Annotated in this window: 16 protein-coding genes and 1 pseudogene; 9 read left to right on the top strand and 8 right to left on the bottom strand. The window is 63.7% G+C overall.

What is annotated here, in order from left to right:
• Window positions 1-309: pseudogene (locus RY1_RS30270) on the top strand (hypothetical protein); the annotation flags it as partial.
• Window positions 310-430: 121 nt separating this feature from the next.
• On the opposite strand, the gene RY1_RS28550 reads toward RY1_RS30270, so the two are convergent.
• Both RY1_RS28550 and RY1_RS28545 read right to left on the bottom strand, forming a co-directional pair.
• Window positions 431-835: a VOC family protein gene (locus RY1_RS28550; protein WP_072807428.1), complete on the bottom strand. Its 405-nt coding sequence runs from the start codon at window positions 833-835 to the stop codon at window positions 431-433.
• Window positions 836-987: 152 nt separating this feature from the next.
• On the bottom strand, window positions 988-1,539 hold the full coding sequence (locus tag RY1_RS28545; protein ID WP_072807422.1) for a nucleotidyltransferase family protein: 552 nt from the start codon (window positions 1,537-1,539) through the stop codon (window positions 988-990).
• A 164-nt stretch (window positions 1,540-1,703) separates the two neighbouring features.
• Between RY1_RS28545 and uraD (RY1_RS28540) the strand changes: the two genes are divergently transcribed.
• From uraD (RY1_RS28540) to pucL, 4 genes are read left to right on the top strand one after another with little or no spacing between them, the layout of a single operon-like run.
• Window positions 1,704-3,608 carry a 2-oxo-4-hydroxy-4-carboxy-5-ureidoimidazoline decarboxylase gene (uraD, locus tag RY1_RS28540; protein ID WP_072807421.1) on the top strand — a complete coding sequence of 635 codons (1,905 nt, stop codon included), beginning with the start codon at window positions 1,704-1,706 and terminating at the stop codon, window positions 3,606-3,608.
• Between the two features lie 9 nt (window positions 3,609-3,617).
• Window positions 3,618-4,121 (top strand): 2-oxo-4-hydroxy-4-carboxy-5-ureidoimidazoline decarboxylase, encoded by a 504-nt coding sequence (uraD, locus tag RY1_RS28535; RefSeq protein WP_072807420.1) that lies wholly within the window; start codon window positions 3,618-3,620, stop codon window positions 4,119-4,121.
• Complete coding sequence (gene uraH / locus RY1_RS28530; RefSeq protein ID WP_072807419.1) at window positions 4,118-4,444, top strand: hydroxyisourate hydrolase; 327 nt, start codon at window positions 4,118-4,120, stop codon at window positions 4,442-4,444. Before uraD (RY1_RS28535) ends, uraH begins: the two co-directional genes overlap by 4 nt.
• 1 nt (window position 4,445) lies before the next feature.
• Window positions 4,446-5,366, top strand: coding sequence for a factor-independent urate hydroxylase (pucL, locus tag RY1_RS28525; RefSeq protein WP_072807418.1), 921 nt, complete (start codon window positions 4,446-4,448; stop codon window positions 5,364-5,366).
• 28 nt (window positions 5,367-5,394) lie between these two features.
• On the opposite strand, the gene RY1_RS28520 is transcribed toward pucL, so the two are convergent.
• Window positions 5,395-6,021, bottom strand: coding sequence for a DUF2461 domain-containing protein (locus RY1_RS28520; RefSeq protein WP_072807417.1), 627 nt, complete (start codon window positions 6,019-6,021; stop codon window positions 5,395-5,397).
• Between the two features lie 169 nt (window positions 6,022-6,190).
• Between RY1_RS28520 and RY1_RS28515 the strand changes: the two genes are divergently transcribed.
• Together RY1_RS28515 and RY1_RS28510 are read left to right on the top strand one after the other, a co-directional pair.
• A complete protein-coding gene (locus RY1_RS28515) occupies window positions 6,191-7,003 on the top strand; it encodes an FAD binding domain-containing protein (RefSeq protein WP_072807416.1) in 813 nt (270 codons plus the stop codon).
• Entirely contained in the window at window positions 7,000-9,699 is a 2,700-nt protein-coding gene (locus RY1_RS28510; RefSeq protein ID WP_072807415.1) for a molybdopterin-dependent oxidoreductase, read from the top strand. Before RY1_RS28515 ends, RY1_RS28510 begins: the two co-directional genes overlap by 4 nt.
• On the opposite strand, the gene RY1_RS28505 is transcribed toward RY1_RS28510, so the two are convergent.
• Both RY1_RS28505 and RY1_RS28500 read right to left on the bottom strand, forming a co-directional pair.
• A complete protein-coding gene (locus tag RY1_RS28505) occupies window positions 9,648-10,757 on the bottom strand; it encodes a lysylphosphatidylglycerol synthase transmembrane domain-containing protein (RefSeq protein WP_072807414.1) in 1,110 nt (369 codons plus the stop codon). The genes RY1_RS28510 and RY1_RS28505 overlap by 52 nt on opposite strands.
• Window positions 10,754-11,191 carry an Lrp/AsnC family transcriptional regulator gene (locus tag RY1_RS28500; protein ID WP_072807427.1) on the bottom strand — a complete coding sequence of 146 codons (438 nt, stop codon included), beginning with the start codon at window positions 11,189-11,191 and terminating at the stop codon, window positions 10,754-10,756. The genes RY1_RS28505 and RY1_RS28500 overlap by 4 nt, the downstream gene beginning before the upstream one ends.
• An 82-nt stretch (window positions 11,192-11,273) precedes the next feature.
• On the opposite strand from RY1_RS28500, the gene RY1_RS28495 reads away from it, so the two are divergent.
• A complete protein-coding gene (locus RY1_RS28495) occupies window positions 11,274-12,293 on the top strand; it encodes an acyl-CoA dehydrogenase family protein (RefSeq protein WP_072807413.1) in 1,020 nt (339 codons plus the stop codon).
• Here the strand turns inward: RY1_RS28495 and RY1_RS28490 are convergent.
• Together RY1_RS28490 and RY1_RS28485 are read right to left on the bottom strand one after the other, a co-directional pair.
• Window positions 12,273-12,983 carry a CPBP family intramembrane glutamic endopeptidase gene (locus RY1_RS28490; protein ID WP_072807412.1) on the bottom strand — a complete coding sequence of 237 codons (711 nt, stop codon included), beginning with the start codon at window positions 12,981-12,983 and terminating at the stop codon, window positions 12,273-12,275. The two genes, RY1_RS28495 and RY1_RS28490, sit on opposite strands and share 21 nt — an antisense overlap.
• Window positions 12,983-14,197, bottom strand: a complete 1,215-nt coding sequence (locus tag RY1_RS28485) for an NAD(P)H-binding protein (RefSeq protein WP_072807426.1) — start codon at window positions 14,195-14,197, stop codon at window positions 12,983-12,985. Before RY1_RS28485 ends, RY1_RS28490 begins: the two co-directional genes overlap by 1 nt.
• 79 nt (window positions 14,198-14,276) lie before the next feature.
• On the opposite strand from RY1_RS28485, the gene RY1_RS28480 reads away from it, so the two are divergent.
• A complete protein-coding gene (locus RY1_RS28480) occupies window positions 14,277-14,900 on the top strand; it encodes a ribulose-1,5-bisphosphate carboxylase/oxygenase large subunit (RefSeq protein ID WP_072807411.1) in 624 nt (207 codons plus the stop codon).
• Here the strand turns inward: RY1_RS28480 and RY1_RS28475 are convergent, their stop codons facing one another.
• A complete protein-coding gene (locus RY1_RS28475) occupies window positions 14,901-16,031 on the bottom strand; it encodes an acyl-CoA dehydrogenase family protein (RefSeq protein ID WP_072807410.1) in 1,131 nt (376 codons plus the stop codon).
• Window positions 16,032-16,280 lie beyond the last annotated feature (249 nt).

Below are 16,280 nucleotides of genomic sequence, written 5' to 3'. Positions count from 1 at the left end.
ATCACCAACACCACAGAAGGCCAGCACTACACAATCGACCTCGACACACCCGACCCCCACACACCCACCCCCGCCGGAGCCCTCCACACCGCCCCACCCGAAGAACTCTACGAACCCACCTGGTGGGAAACCCACATCACCGACACCCACACCAACACCACCTGGGACCCCAACGCACCCACCCTCGGCGACCTCGCACGCCTCACCGACCCACAAGCCCGCGCCGACGCCACCTACCTCCGCACCAAATACCTCCAACACCGACACATCGCCGCCGAACGCGAAAAACGCCGACCACCACCGTTCTGACGGAGAGATGGCGACCGCGACACGGCGACTGCGTCCGTCACGGATACTGATAGCTAGGGGTGGTCGAACCGTAGAGAGTGGTAACGCCGCGCTTGCGGAGAGGACGTTGTGGGCCGACCTATCAATCACGTTCTAGCGACGCGGAATTGGGGAGATACGGCTGTGTCAGCATCTCGAAGAAGTGCCCGGTCGGATCGCGGAAATACACGCCTCGCCCGCCGTGACCGTGGTTGATCTCCCCCGGCTTCTTCATCTGCGGATCCGCCCAGTGCTGCACACCATCCGAGGCGATCCGCTCGTACGCCGCATCGAAGAGCTCGTCACTGACTCGAAATGCGTAGTGCTGGAACTGGATCTCGTCGAAAGGCGGTTCAGCGAACTCGATCAGGGTGCCGTCGGTGAGCTGAACGTTGAGGAACGGCCCCCACGACTGAGCTTCGGGTAGGTCGAACAGATCCCGAAAGAACAGTGCCGATGCAGAGCGGTCTTTCGAAACGATGATGGTGTGGTCGAACGATATGGACATTCTGTGCGCGATCATGCTGCCTCCGGCAGTACGACGCCTCCATGCCTGACGCAGTCCGCCATCGACACGCGACGATGCGCAACATCTTGCCGGGATCGATCCGACCGAGTCAAGGACGTCTCAGCTCGAGGACGTCTCAGCTCGAGGACGTCTCAGCGGTAGTCGTGATCCACACCCGTCGCCCATTCCGAGCATTCGACTCCGATGACGTCGGGTCGCCCCCTGAGGAATTCACGGGCTCCCGCATCACCGGACGCGGTCGCGACGACCTCGTCCCAGTGCTCGGCGCCGAACACCACCGGATGTCCGGGAGCCCCGGAGAACGTCGCCCGCGCCAGATGCGACGGCGACGCCCTCGCCGCCGACAGCACCGCACGCACGACGCGGCCGCCCACATCGGGGGTATCGACGACATGGACCACGGCATAGACCGCACCCGCTGCAGCTACGAGCCCGGCCTTCAACGAGGCACTCATTCCGTCTCGCCAGTCGGACGCGTGCACCGAGACAGCACCATCGGGGACGGGCACGTCCGCGGCGCCGAGCACGACGACGACACGATCACACCCGCCTTCGACGAGCGCAGCGACCGCACTGTCGAGCCATGCGCCACCCTCCGCCAGAACCTTCGGCGACCCGTAGCGAGAGCCTGCGCCTGCGGCGAGCAACACCCCGACCACATCGCCGGATACTCGGTCGGACAACCCTGGTTCCTCTCGTCTCGGACGTTCGCACAACGATCGTCGTCGTCACACAACCAAGATTGTGCGTCCTCGACTGGCGAGGATGGGCGCGATAGCGGATTCTGTTAGCACTTCTCCTGCAGCGTCGCAGGACTCACACCCTGCTGCCACCGCGAGGTTTCCTCATGTCAGTCTTGCCCACTAAGCGTCGCCGAGTTCATCCCGTCGACGAAGTACTTCCCGTTCCGAAACTTGCCGCGTACGGGTTCCAGCACGTCATCGCATTCTATGCGGGAGCGGTGCTGGTGCCGATCATCATCGGCGGGGCCATCGGACTCACGAACGAACAGCTGATACACCTCATCAACGCAGACCTGTTCACGTGCGGCATCGCCTCGATCATCCAGTCCGTCGGCTTCTGGAAGATCGGCGTCCGGCTGCCTCTTCTGCAAGGCGTCACGTTCGCCGGTGTGTCTCCGGTGATCGCGATCGCGATGGCCAACGGAGGCGGCACCGAGGGGTTGCTGTACGTCTACGGTGCTGTCATCGTCGCGGGGCTCGTCACGTTCTTCATGGCGCCGTACTTCAGTAGGCTCCTCAGGTTCTTCCCATCGGTGGTGACAGGAACCGTCATCACGATCATCGGCGTGGCACTGCTCCCGGTGGCTGTCAACGATGCGGTGACGAATCCGGCTACGCACGAGCAGGATCCGACGAACGGCCGATGGATGGCGTATGCGATCGGCACTCTCGTCGTCATCGTGCTGATACAGCGCTTCTTCACAGGCTTCATGGCGACCATCGCCGTATTGCTCGGACTCGTCGCTGGTAGCGCCGTCGCATTCGCGCTGGGCGACATGAACTTCGACGGCACCGGCGAGGCATCCTGGGTCGGCTTCACTCAGCCGTTCCTGTTCGGCGTACCCAAGTTCAGTGTCGTGGCGATCATCGCGATGATCGTCGTCATGCTGATCATCGCCGTCGAGACCACCGGCAGCGTGTACGCGACCGGTGAGATCGTCGGAAAGCGCATCAAGAAGGACGACATCGCCGCGACCTTGCGCGCCGACGGCGTGGCCACGGTCATCGGCGGCACGTTCAATTCGTTCCCGTACACCGCATTCTCCGAGAACGTCGGCCTCGTCCGACTCACCGGAGTACGGAGCCGATGGGTCGTCGCCACCGCAGGCGGAATCATGATTCTGCTCGGACTGCTACCCAAGACAGCTGCCGTCGTAGCCTCGATACCGCCTCCCGTACTGGGCGGCGCTGCGCTCGCACTGTTCGCCACCGTTGCCGTCGTGGGCATACAGACCTTGTCCAAGGTGGACTTCACCGATCACCGCAACCTGATCATCGTTGCGACGAGCCTCGGTCTTGCCATGCTGGTGACCATCCAACCGACCGTCGCCGACGGTGTCCCGGATTGGCTGGAGATGCTGTTCGGCAGCGGGATCGTCCTGGGCGCCGTCACCGCGATCGTGCTCAACGTTTTGTTCTTCCATATCGGTAACCGCGGCCAGACCGTGGCGGGTGGTCCCGGCAAGGGCATCACGCTCGATCAGGTCAACGAGATGACCCAGGAGGAATTCGCGGCCACGTTCGGCGGTCTCGTGCAGGGCACCCCGTGGGTGGTCGAACGCGCCTACCAGCAGCGGCCGTACTCCGACGCCCACAGCCTCCGCGAGGCCTTCCAGGAATCGCTGCTGGCGGGCACCACCGAGGAACAACTTCAACTGATTAACAGTTACCCGGATCTGGGCAGTGAGGACGCCACCGGGACGCTGAACGCTGCCGACCACGTCGGCCTGTCCAACCTGGAGGAGGACGAACACGAGAACATCGTGCAACTCGCATCGGAATATCGCGAACACTTCGGGTTTCCCCTGGTCATCTGCGCCCGCGAGACCGAACGATACGACCGCGTACTGGCGAACGGGTGGTCTCGCATCGAGAATGCGCCCGCCGCCGAGCGTTCGTTTGCGATGATCGAGATCGCCAAGATCGCCAACTACCGGTTCGACGACCTGGTCGCCGACGCCAACCCGATCGCAGCGGCCCGGTTCGGCCGGCTGACCGAACACAGATAGCGAGATGCTTTGTTACACGAGTGGATAGGTCTGGAGGGCTTCAACAGGCTGACCGATCGACAGGCGATGCATGCACTGTTCGAGTGCTGCTCGTCGTCCATCTGGGCACGTCGAGTTGCCTCCGGTAGGCCGTTCGACAGTCGAGAATTGCTGTTGGACAGAGCGGACCGAGTGCTGGCCGAGCTCCCCGAAGCCGAGATCGACCAGGCACTCGACGGCCACCCACGGATCGGCGGAAAGGCCGACAACCCATCGTCGAAGCGAGAACAGGCAGCGGTGCAGGCAGCGGGCTCCGACGTGCTGGACGCCCTCGCGGCGAGCAACCGCAAGTACGAGGAGAAGTTCGGTCACGTCTATCTGGTGTGCGCGACCGGCAGGTCGGCACCCGAACTGCTCGCTATCCTCGAGGAACGCCTCGGGAACGATCCCGAGACCGAACGACGGGTGTTGCGCGTGGAGCTTGCCAAGATCAACCGAATTCGCCTGAACCGCATGCTGGGCCCGGAAGAATGAGCGGGCTCAGCACCCACGTTCTCGATGCGGTACACGGCGCACCGGCCGTCGGACTCAGGGTGTCGTTGTTCCACGCGAAGAACGGCGAGATCGCCACCGCGACGACCGATGCCGACGGTCGTGTTCCCGAGCTGCTGCCCGCCCCGATCGAGGTGGGCAACTATCGGCTCTCGTTCGACACCGGAAGCTATTTCGAGGTCTTGAATACTCCCACCTTCTATCCGGAGGTGTCGGTGTCGTTCACCGTGACAGACCCGAACGCACACCACCACGTCCCATTACTGTTGTCGCCCTTCGCCTATTCCACCTATCGCGGGAGTTGAGATGACCGACCTGAACGGCAAGATCGTCCTCGGCGCCAACCAGTACGGCAAGGCAGAGAACCGTGTCGTCCGGATCTACCGAGACACTCCACGTCATGAGATTCACGACATCAACGTTTCCAGCGCCCTTCGAGGAGACTTCGCACCCGCCCACCTGGTGGGTGATCAGTCGAACGTGCTGCCTACCGACACTCAGAAGCAGACAGCGTACGTCTACGCGAAGTCGAAAGGTCTTCTACACCTGGAGAGTTACGGCCTGGACCTCGCCCGTCACTACGTGGACGACGTCGAACCCGTCGAGGGTGCACGCATCGAGCTGGAGGAATACACCTGGCAGCGAGTCGTCGTCGACGGCGTCGAGCACGATCACACATGGACGCGCAAGGGCGAGGAGATCCGCACATCGGCGGTGACCGTGGAGGGTACAGGGCCCGATCAGAAGACCTGGGTCGTCAGTGGCTTCAAGGAGATGATCATCCTCAAGTCGACCGGTTCCGAGTTCGCCGGGTTCCTCGAAGACGAACTGACCGTGCTCGAGCCGACCCACGACCGGGTCATGGCGACCTCGCTGACAGCTCAGTGGCGGTACACACGCGTCGATGTCGACTGGGACGGCGTCTACGAGGGGGTCAAGGCCGCGATGATCGAACGCTTCGCGAACTTGCAGTCCCTGGCTCTGCAGCAGACGCTGTACGCAATGGGCGAGGCTGCACTGGAGAAGTACCCGTTCATCGCCGAAATTCGAATGTCGGCACCGAACAAGCACCATTTCCTCTACGACACAGCACGTTTCGGCGTCGAGAATTCGAACGAGGTCTTCAACGCCGACGATCGCCCGTACGGACTGATCCAGGCGACGGTCGAGCGGGAAGACGCCCCGGACGCCGGCAGCGCGTGGCGGAACTACTCGGTGGTGGGCTAGAGAAGTGGTGGGCTGGAGAAGTGGTGGGCTAGAGAACCTGCGCCGACCACTCCACGAGCGGAGTCAGCTGTCGCCATGTGTCACGCACGTGTGCTGCAGCTTTCGGGGTTTCCAGCCATGCCGGTGAGCCGAAGTGCTTGCTCGCGGTCAGCGACTTGTGCCGCAGCAGGTCGATGCGTGGGTGATCGAGCTCGTACCCACGGGGCTTGGTCTTGAGCTGATCACCGCCGATCTCGAAGCCCGAGTCGGCGAGAGTCGACACCAGAGCGACCAGCTCGGATCCGCGCACCTCGTTGTCGACCGATTCGCGGTACCGAGCGATCCCTTCGGTGGTCGCGGCATAGAAACCACCCGCTACGTACAGCCCGGCCGGATCGATCTGGACGTAGAATCCAAGGCTCCCACCGCGCGCGACGAATCCACCCTGGTGGGTCTTGTACGGCGTCTTGTCCTTCGAGAAGCGCACGTCACGGTACGGACGGAAAACCTTGGCGCTACCGAACTCGCTTTCGAGCTCGGCAAGCAACTCGACCATCGGAGCCTTGACGGACCTCTCGTACACCTCTCTGTGGGCATCCCACCACAGCTTGCTGTTGTCCGCTTCCAGATCCTCGTAGAAATCCAGTGCTGAGAAGGGAACCCCTGTGAACGCCATCGTCCCAGTCTAAATGCGGTCAATGCCCCGTGGCACGCACGGTGCAGGAACTGTGCGTGCCGTTGTTTCGCACGAGTTTCCGGCGGATCGCCTCACAACCGCGCGTCCGTAACAGTTGTTCACTAGTGTTCGGAGTCGAAAGGTTTCGAGTGTCGAGAGCTGGTGCGAGATGGACCTGGGAACTATCGAGGACGTCGTGATTCCGTCCGACCGATCCGAACTTCCTCCTGGCAACGAGGGCACCGCCGTCATCGCCGGCGGAACGTGGCTGCTGTCGGAGAAGCAAGACCATCTACGACGACTGGTGGACATCACTGCCCTCGGTTGGCCACCTCTGGTGGTCGACGACACCGGACTCGACATCGCTGCCACGTGCACGATCGAGGCGCTGGCCGCTGCGCGTGTCGACCGGGACTGGCCCGCCACGGCTCTGTTTCCGCAGTGCGCCACCGCGTTGCTCGCGTCGTACAAGATCTGGAAGGTCGCCACGGTCGGCGGCAACATCTGCATGGCACTTCCTGCAGGAGCGATGATCTCGCTGACCGCAGCACTCGACGGTGTCGCCACGGTCTGGGCGGTCGACGGCACCGACTACACCGTTCCTGTCGTCGATCTCGTCACGGGACCACACGAGAACAGTCTGCGCACAGGCGATATCGTCAGAAGCATTCATCTCCCCGCTCATGCCCTCGAAGCGAGAACGGCGTTCAGGAAGACTGCGTTGTCGCCGCTCGGTCGATCGGCATCCCTCGTGATCGGGCGCCTCGACCGCGACGGACGATTCGTGGTGACGGTGAGCGCTTCGACCGTTCGGCCCTATGTCGTGCGCTTCGACTCGCCGCCGCGTTCGGTCGAACTACGGGCCGCACTGAACGCGGCGATCCCCGACAGCGCATGGTACGACGACCCGCACGGTGCGCCGGATTGGCGAGAACACATCAGCATCCGATCCGCTCTGCAGGTACTGGAGGAGCTGTCGTGAAATTCTCCGTCAACGGCGCCGAGACCGAGCACACACCGAGACCCGGCCAATGTCTGCGCACGATGTTGCGGGACAAAGCGCACTTCGAGGTCAAGAAGGGCTGCGACGCAGGCGACTGCGGGGCGTGTTCGGTACTGGTCGACGGCCAACCGGTGCACTCCTGCATTTTCCCTGCTTTCCGCGCCGCGAACCGCGACGTCGTCACGGTCGCAGGCCTCGGAACCCCCGACGACTTGCACCCCGTCCAGCGCAGGTTCGTCGACGCAGGCGGATTCCAGTGTGGGTTCTGCACGGCGGGAATGGTGGTCACCGCCTCGTCTCTCGGCGAGAACGACATGACCGAGCTGCCGCAGCGATTGAAGGGAAACCTGTGTCGCTGCACGGGTTATCGATCCATCGACGACGCCGTGCACGGGGTCACGAACACCGAGAAGGTGACCGAGGGCCCGTCGTACGGGCGTTCCTTGGCCGCACCGGCAGGCACTCGCATCGTGACGGGAACCGAGCCGTACACCATGGACTTCGCCCCTGCAGGCCTTCTGCATGCCAGCGTGCTCGGTAGCCCCTATCCGCACGCGCGAGTACTGGCGATCGACACCGCTGCGGCCGAATCGATCCCCGGTGTTCGGTTGGTCCTGACATCCGCCGACAGCCCGGATCGAGTGTTCTCCACCGCCCGCCACGATCAGCGGTCCGACGACCCGGACGACACCCGTGTCATCGACACGGTGATGCGCTTCACGGGCCAACGTGTGGCGGTGGTGGTAGCCGACACCCTCGCCGCAGCCGAGGCCGGGTGTCGCGCGCTCGTCGTCGAGTATCAGGAACTGCCCGCGGTGTTCGACACGGACTCCGCGTCGATGCCAGGGGCCCCGCAGATCCACGGAGACAAGGACGAGCACGCCCGGATCGGGGACCCGACGCGAAATCTGGTGGCCGAACTGCACGGCGGCGTCGGCGATGTCGACACGGCTGTGGCAGCGGCCGACGCCGTCGTCACCGGACGGTGGCGAACGCAACGTATCCAGCACGTCCACCTCGAGACGCACGGCACGATCGGCTGGATCGACGACACGGGGAGGCTGAACCTGCGTACCAGCACGCAGGTTCCGTTTCTGGTCCGTGACGAGATCTGCGAGATCTTCGAACTCGACCGCGACGAGGTCCGCGTGTTCACCGCTCGCGTCGGCGGCGGTTTCGGGGGCAAGCAGGAGTTGCTCACCGAGGACATCGTCACGTTGGCGGTCCTGCGTACGGGTTCGCCGGTGCAGTTCGAGTTCACTCGCAAGGACGAGTTCACGGTCTCTCCGTGCCGTCATCCGTTCCAGGTCGATGTCACTGCAGCCGCAACCGCGGACGGCACCTTGACCGCACTGGCAATAGACGTCGTCACCGACGCAGGTGCCTACGGAAACCACAGTCCGGGCGTGATGTTCCACGGCTGCGGAGAATCCGTTGCGGTGTACCGCTGCGCCAACAAGCGGGTCGACGCGAAGAGTGTGTACACCAACAACATTCCGTCCGGCGCGTTCCGCGGGTACGGGCTAGGTCAGGTGATCTTCGCCATCGAATCGGCCATGGACGACCTCGCTCGCGAACTGGACATCGATCCGTTCGACTTCCGCCGTCGCAACGTCGTCGTCCCCGGTGATCCACTCGTCGCAGCCCACGTCGAAGGAGACGACCTGGTGTACGGCAGTTACGGCCTCGACCAGTGCCTCGACCTGGCCGAGCACGCTCTGCGGCGGGGCAACGGTGTCGCCGCGCCGGAAGGATGGAAGGTCGGTGAGGGAATGGCCGTCGCGATGATCGCCACCATCCCGCCCCGCGGACACTTCTCGGAGGCGTCTATTGCCTTGCTCCCGGACGCCGACTACGAGATCCGCGTCGGCACCGCCGAATTCGGCAACGGGACGACAACGGTGCACACTCAGATCGCGGCGACCGAGCTTGCGACGTCACCGCAGCGAATACGGGTGCGCCAATCCGACACCGATGCGACCACGTACGACACGGGCGCCTTCGGTTCCGCGGGCACCGTCGTGGCAGGAAAGGCTCTCCACGCCGCAGCCCGAGCGATGTCGACACGCCTACTCGAGATCGGCGCAGGCCTGACGGGAAGTGCGCCGGACTCGTGTGTGCTCGGTCCCGAAGGCGTGCAGGGCGGCGCAGATCGGTTCGTCTCGCTCGCCGAGATACTGACCGCCGCGGGCGGAACTCTCGTCACCGAGGGTGACAGCGGCGGCGTGCCGCGATCACTGGCGTTCAACGTTCACGCTTTTCGGGTGGCGGTCGAGGAGTCGACGGGGACGGTACGCATCCTGCAGTCGGTGCAGAGCGCCGACGCGGGCACGGTGATGAATCCTCAGCAATGCCGCGGACAGGTCGAAGGCGGTGTGGCCCAGGGTATCGGTTCGGCGCTGTACGAGGCGATCGAGACCGACGGCGAGGGCACTGTCACCACCGATTCGATCCGCAGTTACCACGTACCGCAGTTCGCGGACATTCCGCGTACCGAGGTCTATTTCGCGGACACCTACGATCAGCTCGGTCCCTTCGGCGCCAAATCGATGAGCGAGTCGCCGTACAACCCGGTCGCTCCTGCGCTCGCCAATGCGATCAAGGACGCAATCGGGTCGCGGCTCTACGAGTTGCCGTTGTCCTCGGATCGCGTCTGGCGTTCACTGGAGAGTTGAGCCACGGGCACACGCCAATTCTTCGTCGTCCTCCAGTAGAGATACGAGACGAGACCGATCGGAATGGGCAGCAGCCAGGTCGCGAGCCGAAACAGCAGTACCGCGGCAACGAGTTCCGCCTGAGCGCTCGCCGCGAGTCCGACGCCGAGGACTGCGATCAGCGCAGCTTCGGCGATGCCGAGCCCACCCGGGGTCGGAGCGACGAAGGCGGCGAGCCACATTGCACCGAACGCTACGACGATGCGGTCCCAGCCGATCTCGTCCTGCCCCAGACCGCACATCCGGACCGCGACGCCGAGTACGAGTGCACCGAGCAACTGCGAGAGAACCATCGTTGCCGTCAACGACCGCCAGCATGTCCGAACTCGATTCGATACGTGCACGCGAAAATCAGAGACGACCTCCACCATGTCCTTGGGTTCGACTCGGGAGATTCGGCGGGCCACCACGGCCCGTCCACGGGTGAGAAGTCGGCCTACGCCGCGCGCAAACCGGTCGCTGGCGATGATCAGCGTGATCAGAAGACAGATCGCGGCGACCACGACGCACGACCCCACCGCGAACCACACCACCGAGCCGTCCGTCGTGCCGGACACGGCGAGAACGACCAGTCCGATCGACATCAGCACGTATCGAGAGAGATTGGTCCAGATCCCGATCGCGACTATCGACGTCGTACTGTCGGACACCCCGAAACCCCAGGACCGATACATCCCGAATGTCAGACCCGTTGCGACGGTCCCACCCTCGGGGACGGTGTTGGCGAGCGCGAGCGAGGCAGTCCGTGCGACTCCTGCCTGCGCCATCGTCAGGCCCGGCAACGTGTAGACCATCGGCCGCAGCATCGACGCGAGGTAGACCAATCCGAGACTGCACGCGACGAGCACCTCGGTCGGAGTGATCGAGCTGACGGCGTCGGCCACGGCCCCCGAACTTCCCAGCGTCCGGTACAGCAGCCACATGACGACCGCGACCACTCCGTAGGACAGAACTGCCGACAGTATCTTCCTGACGCCGGAGCGTGATCGTGTGGTCGGCGGAGTGCTGGAGGAGGTCATCGGTCGTAGAAGGTCTGCAGAATGATCGTGCTCCGGGTCTGCACGTTCGCCGTCGCACGGATCTCCTGCAGCAGATGCTCCAGGCTGCGAGGCGACTCCACGCGGACCAGCAGGACGTAGCTCTCCTCCCCTGCCACCGAGTGACAGGATTCGATCGCAGGGATGTGACGAAGCCGAGCCGGGGCGTCATCGGGTTGAGCGGGGTCGATGGGGGTGATCGCGACGAAGGCGGACAGTGGCCGTCCCAGTGCCTCGGGATCGATCTGCGCTGTGTAACCACGGATCACGCGTCGGGATTCGAGACGTCGAACTCGCGACTGCACAGCAGAGACCGACAGGCTCGCCTTCTCCGCAAGGGTCGCGAGGGTGGCACGGCCGTCGGTGACGAGTTCGTCGATGATCAACCGGTCTATCCGGTCGAGGTTTTCGCTCACCTGCGCAATGTAGCTCAGACCGAGCCGATTCGACCCACTGGACAGCAGGCGAACCCACACCGGAACGGATTAGGATGCGGACGTGACGTCCTGGCCGGAGCGTGCTCGCGACATTGCCGACACCATCTTGTTTCCTGCCGCCGAGCTCGTCGATGCCGAAGGCGAAATTCCCAGCAGCCATTTCGAGATTCTGGCGGCAGAGGGTTTCTACGGTCTCGCCGTCTCCGACGACGGCCCCGAACCCGGTGAGCTGGCGCAGATCTTCGAGATTCTGTGCGGCGCTTGCCTGAGCACGTCGTTCACCTGGATGCAGCACGGCGGGGTGGTGATGTCGCTGGCCGCTTCGGCGAACGCACCGCTTCGGAGCAGGTGGTTCGACGGACTCGTCGACGGCTCCGTCAAGGCGGGTGTCGCATTCGCGGGAGCGATCCCGAGACCGCCGAAGTTGTATGCACGACGCGAGAACTCCGGATACGTCCTCGACGGCTCGGCCCCGTTCGTGACCGGATGGGGCATCGTCGACGTCGTGCAGTTGTCGGCGCGAGACGAGTTCGACGACACGATCGTGCATGCGGTGGTGCCCGCCGAGGCGACCCACTTCGGCGGTGGACTCACCGTGGAGCCGCTGCGGCTCATCGCGGCCGATGCCAGCAACACCGTGCGCCTGCGCTTCGACAACGTACGGATCGACGACGCATCGGTCGCAGCCGTCGTCACCGACGAACAGTTCCAGGCAGGCCAGCTGCACGGCTCGTGGATCAACGGATGCATGGCGATGGGAATCGTGCGCCGCGCCATCACCCAGATGGAAGAATTGGGCGTCGACGCCGATGCATTCCGGGCCTTGCACGCAGACGTGCGGTCCCGCTTCGACGCGGCCCTGGCAGGCGACTACGACATGTTCCATGCCCGCGCCGACGGCTCGGAGTTGGCTGTGCGCGCCGCGGCTGCTCTCGTCACCGCCAACGGCAGCAGTTCGCTCATCGGCCACGGAACCGCCGAACGTCTGATGCGCGAGGCCACGTTCACGCTCGTCGGAGCGAGCCGACCCGAGATCAAGACGGCCCTGTTGAAAAGCCTGTCAGCCGAACAACGGCGGTAGCGCGAACACCATGACCGTCGACCACGTCACGTGCGTGATGATCGGGGCGAGGATGCCGCCGGATGCACGTCGTTGCAGTGCGAGGACGAAACCCAGCGTGATCGCGGCGAACGCCAGCATCGGGTTACCGCTCGCGAGCGTGACCACGGTGTAGACGAGGGTCGAGATCAGCACCGGCTTCTTGCGACCGATCGCGGCGAACAATGCGCCGCGGAAGAAGATCTCCTCGGCCACACCGTTGAGCAACGTGATGAAGACGATGAGGGCGAGCGAGCCGAATCGCGCATGCGCAAGTACGTTCTCGGTGAAGTCGGCGAGCGGCGGGATCTGCCGAACGATCAACGCACCGACGACGAACACCGCGCCTGCCGCCAGACCGATCAGTATCGGCGTGACGATCGGACGCCGCATCGACCCGCCTACTCTGATACGCCCCAGATGCAGTGGCCCCGAAGCGAATCCGCCGATGATCCACGCAGCCGCCAGGCCGAGCGTCAAGGGATAGAACGCGCTGTCGCCCGGGCTGACCGACAGCGATATCCCCAGGAGAGTGGCACCGACGACAAGTGTGACGCCGACGACGATCCGTCGTCGGAGAAAGGCCTTGTCGGACTCCTCGTGGTTGCGATCGATTCTCTCGACCAGCGCCGAGCGCATCACGTCGATCACGCTTGTCTGCCAGGTCGGCATCAGGTTTCCCGCTTTCTGTCGTGGAACACCCGCCGAATTGCCGATCTGGCGCGGTCGGAAACCCCGTCGACGACATCGAGGTTGGTTCGCAGGACCGCCGCAACCGGCCACGAGTAGAGCAGAGCGCGCGCGCCGAGCGACTCGACGAGGTGCCACGTCTGCCGCGACGACGCCGCGACACCGTAGCGGCGGATGCCGAGTGCATCGCCTCCGCTCCACGGCGCATCGGTGATCGCCAGGCGCAACGGATCCTTCGACGCCATGACACCCGGCGGCGTGTCCGCAGTGCCCTGCAGGCTGCGCCGCATCGCATCCTCGATGGTCGTGCGGCCGCCGTCGGGCTCACCCGCGATCTCGACGATCCGATCCTCTGACGTCGTCATCGTGTTGTGCAGAGATCCGACCAGGTCCTCGGCGAGCGCATCAGGGACCGGGATGATCTTGCCGATCACACGTCCTGCGAGTGACGTCGGAACGCCCGGAGTCGACAGGCCGATTCTCGTCAGACCGGCGGCCTCGACGTACGCGAAAAGAAGATCCCGATACGGCACCCGATCGGGCCCGCCGATGTCGTAGGCGCCCGGCGGAACCGCGGCCCTCGCCGCGAGTAGATAGAACAGCACGTCGTCGACGGCAATGGGTTGCACCGGGTGCCCGAGCCATCCCGGCAACGGCAGCACCGGTAGCCGATCCGCGAGGTATCGCAGCATCTCGTAGGACGTCGAGCCCGCGCCGAGCACAATTGCTGCGCGGAGCCAGACCACCTCGACACCGTCGACGGCGAGAGCCTCACCGACGTCTGCCCGGCTGGCGAGATGCTCCGACAGTTCTTCGTCGTCGGGCACGAAGCCGCCCAGGTAGACGATTCTGCGCACGCCCGCCGACGCCGCGGCCTCGGCGAACTGCTGGGCTGCTGTCAGGTCCCGATCGCGATACTCGGACTCGCCGATGGTGTGCACGAGGTAGTAGGCAACATCGATACCTGCTGGGTCGTTACGTGATGGGTCGTCGAGTGACAGGGACTGGAATGCGGCGCGCAGAGATTCGGGGTCGCTCGCGTCGAGCTCGACCGTCTCGACCAGGGGCGACCAGTCGAACGCGTCGAGCGATTCGGGATTGCGTGACGCTGCGTGGACGGAGTCCCCGGCTGCCAGCAGTGCGGCCACCAACCTGGAACCGATGTACCCACTCGCGCCGGTGACGAGAACTCTCATCACTCGAGGCTAGCGTCTGTCGACGACTGTGGCATTGTCGAAGCTATGGCATTGTCGAAGCTATGGCATTGTCAGAGCTATGGCATTGGTGCTGGCAGGCGTTCGTCTTCCCGATCCCCTAGGCGGTCTCTCGGTGGCGAAGTACGGTCTCGACACCGTCAGATCCAGTGTGAGGTGGGCGCGCGACTCGGCGGCATTCGCGGTGGAACTCCCAGGACGCATCGATGCACTGCTGACCGATGTTGCTGTCCTGATGGCGCGAATCGACGCCATCGTCGACGCGGCCAACGCCGTGGTGGCCGAAGCCGCGACAACCACACGCGCAGCAGACGAGGTCGTGGGCACCGCGTCGAAAACCTCGGCGACCGCGCTCGAACTGGTGGAGCTCTTCGATCCGATTGCCCAGCAATCCGCCCCGTTCGCACGCAAGTTCGTCGACAATCTGTCCGAGGACGAGGTCGACGCCGCCATCGCAATGGTCGACGAACTTCCGGGGTTGCTCGAGCACATGAAAGCGGTGATTCCGATCCTCGCCACTCTCGACACGGTCTCCCCCGAGATCCACGAATTGCTGGGCGTGACAAAGGATGTACGACGCGCAGTCATCGGGATCCCGGGGTTCAAGTTCTTCCGCAACCGCGGCGAGGACAAGCTCGCCGAGGAAGAGGAAGAGCAGGAGTCCAGATCATCGGACGCCAGATGATCAGACGAAAGCGAACTCGTCACCCCCGTGGTACTTGGTGAGCGTCTCCGAGATCGCCCGTCGTGACGGCGGATGGAAAGCGAACGCCTGCAGCGCGCCGGCCAGGTAACCGATTTCCGGTGACTTGATGAATCCGATGCCTCCGAGCGACTCCATCGCCGCCGAACTCGCACGCACGAGCGCATCACGAATAGCGATGCGACAGAACAACAGTCGTGCCGAGATATCCTGCCCACGTTCTCCGTCGTCGAACGCACGCGCCACGCTTTCGATGGCCGCCATGCTGTTCTCTATCTCCGCCGCGGCCCTGGTGTAACCCTCGAAATCACCCTTGTCCGCTTCCAGTAACTTCTCGAGCAGCATCGTCGCACCACCGAGATAGTTGGCCGTGATCAGCATCCCGAACCAGAGGTAGCCCGTCATCTCGTGCACACCGTCGGGATCGTCGTCACTGTTGAGCAGCACGAAATCGGCTGGTACCTCCACATCCTGCAGAACCACTTCGTCGCTCTGGGCACCCGCGAGAATCGGTGTGTCCCAGAAGCGGGTGACGGTGATGCCGTCCAGATTCGCAGGAATGAGCGCGACTGCCCGCTCGCCGTCCTTCGCACCGACGCCCTCGACTTCGACACTGGCGGTGAGCAGATCCATCGAACCCGACAGACTGCACGGCTTCTTGCTTCCGTTGATGATGTACGTGTCGCCGACTCGCTTCGCTTTCATGGTCGGAACGAACACGCTCCCGCCGGGCGTTCCTTCCGAGAATCCGGATGCGATGACAGCCTTCTGCTCGACGAGCGAGGCGATGAGGGCCCGGTCGTCTTCGGTGGCACCTTGCGCGAACTCGTTGAGCGAGGCAATGGACAAATGGTGCATCGTCGTCGCTGCGCCGAGCGACGGTGAGCGAGATCCGATCGCACGCTGCGCTCTGACTGCGTCGAGAGCGGTGGCTCCGAGGCCACCGAGACTCTTCGGCACGATCAATGCCGTACCACCGAACTCGCGAAATGCGGCTATGGCTTCACCGTCCCTGCTTTCGAGCTCCAGTAGAGGGGTACGGTCCAGATAATCCAGTAGGCCCGGAATGTACGTCTGCAAAATTTCGCGTTCTCGAACCATCAATGCAGTCATGACTCTCCTTCGAATTGTATGTGCGCATGGCTGAACAAAGGTGAATCGAATTCGCAACCAAAACTCACGTACCCCCTGTTCAGGCGGACAAAACCTCCAAGTTTCAGTAAATTCTCGACCGCGAGAAAAGTAGGTACGGAGTTTGTTTCTTCCGGCCCGACGCCTCGAGCAGCGACAACGCGTGGATCCACATTTTCTTCCGGAAATTACCCATCCGAATTACCGGGTAGTGCCGAATACTGACGAATT

The organism is Rhodococcus yunnanensis NBRC 103083 (assembly GCF_001895005.1).
GTDB classification, from domain to species: domain Bacteria; phylum Actinomycetota; class Actinomycetes; order Mycobacteriales; family Mycobacteriaceae; genus Rhodococcoides; species Rhodococcoides yunnanense.
This window is presented reverse-complemented; position numbering and strand designations above follow the sequence as displayed.

Bases quoted from the DNA above. Each gene is read 5' to 3' on its own strand.
- pucL (WP_072807418.1), top strand. From the start codon at position 4,446: ATGACCGACCTGAACGGCAAGATCGTCCTCGGCGCCAACCAGTACGGC.
- RY1_RS28480 (WP_072807411.1), top strand. From the start codon at position 14,277: ATGGCATTGGTGCTGGCAGGCGTTCGTCTTCCCGATCCCCTAGGCGGT.
- RY1_RS28505 (WP_072807414.1), bottom strand. From the start codon at position 10,757: ATGACCTCCTCCAGCACTCCGCCGACCACACGATCACGCTCCGGCGTC.
- RY1_RS28485 (WP_072807426.1), bottom strand. From the start codon at position 14,197: ATGAGAGTTCTCGTCACCGGCGCGAGTGGGTACATCGGTTCCAGGTTG.
- uraH (WP_072807419.1), top strand. From the start codon at position 4,118: ATGAGCGGGCTCAGCACCCACGTTCTCGATGCGGTACACGGCGCACCG.
- RY1_RS28520 (WP_072807417.1), bottom strand. From the start codon at position 6,021: ATGGCGTTCACAGGGGTTCCCTTCTCAGCACTGGATTTCTACGAGGAT.
- RY1_RS28515 (WP_072807416.1), top strand. From the start codon at position 6,191: ATGGACCTGGGAACTATCGAGGACGTCGTGATTCCGTCCGACCGATCC.
- RY1_RS28475 (WP_072807410.1), bottom strand. From the start codon at position 16,031: ATGACTGCATTGATGGTTCGAGAACGCGAAATTTTGCAGACGTACATT.
- RY1_RS28490 (WP_072807412.1), bottom strand. From the start codon at position 12,983: ATGCCGACCTGGCAGACAAGCGTGATCGACGTGATGCGCTCGGCGCTG.
- RY1_RS28550 (WP_072807428.1), bottom strand. From the start codon at position 835: ATGTCCATATCGTTCGACCACACCATCATCGTTTCGAAAGACCGCTCT.
- uraD (WP_072807421.1), top strand. From the start codon at position 1,704: ATGTCAGTCTTGCCCACTAAGCGTCGCCGAGTTCATCCCGTCGACGAA.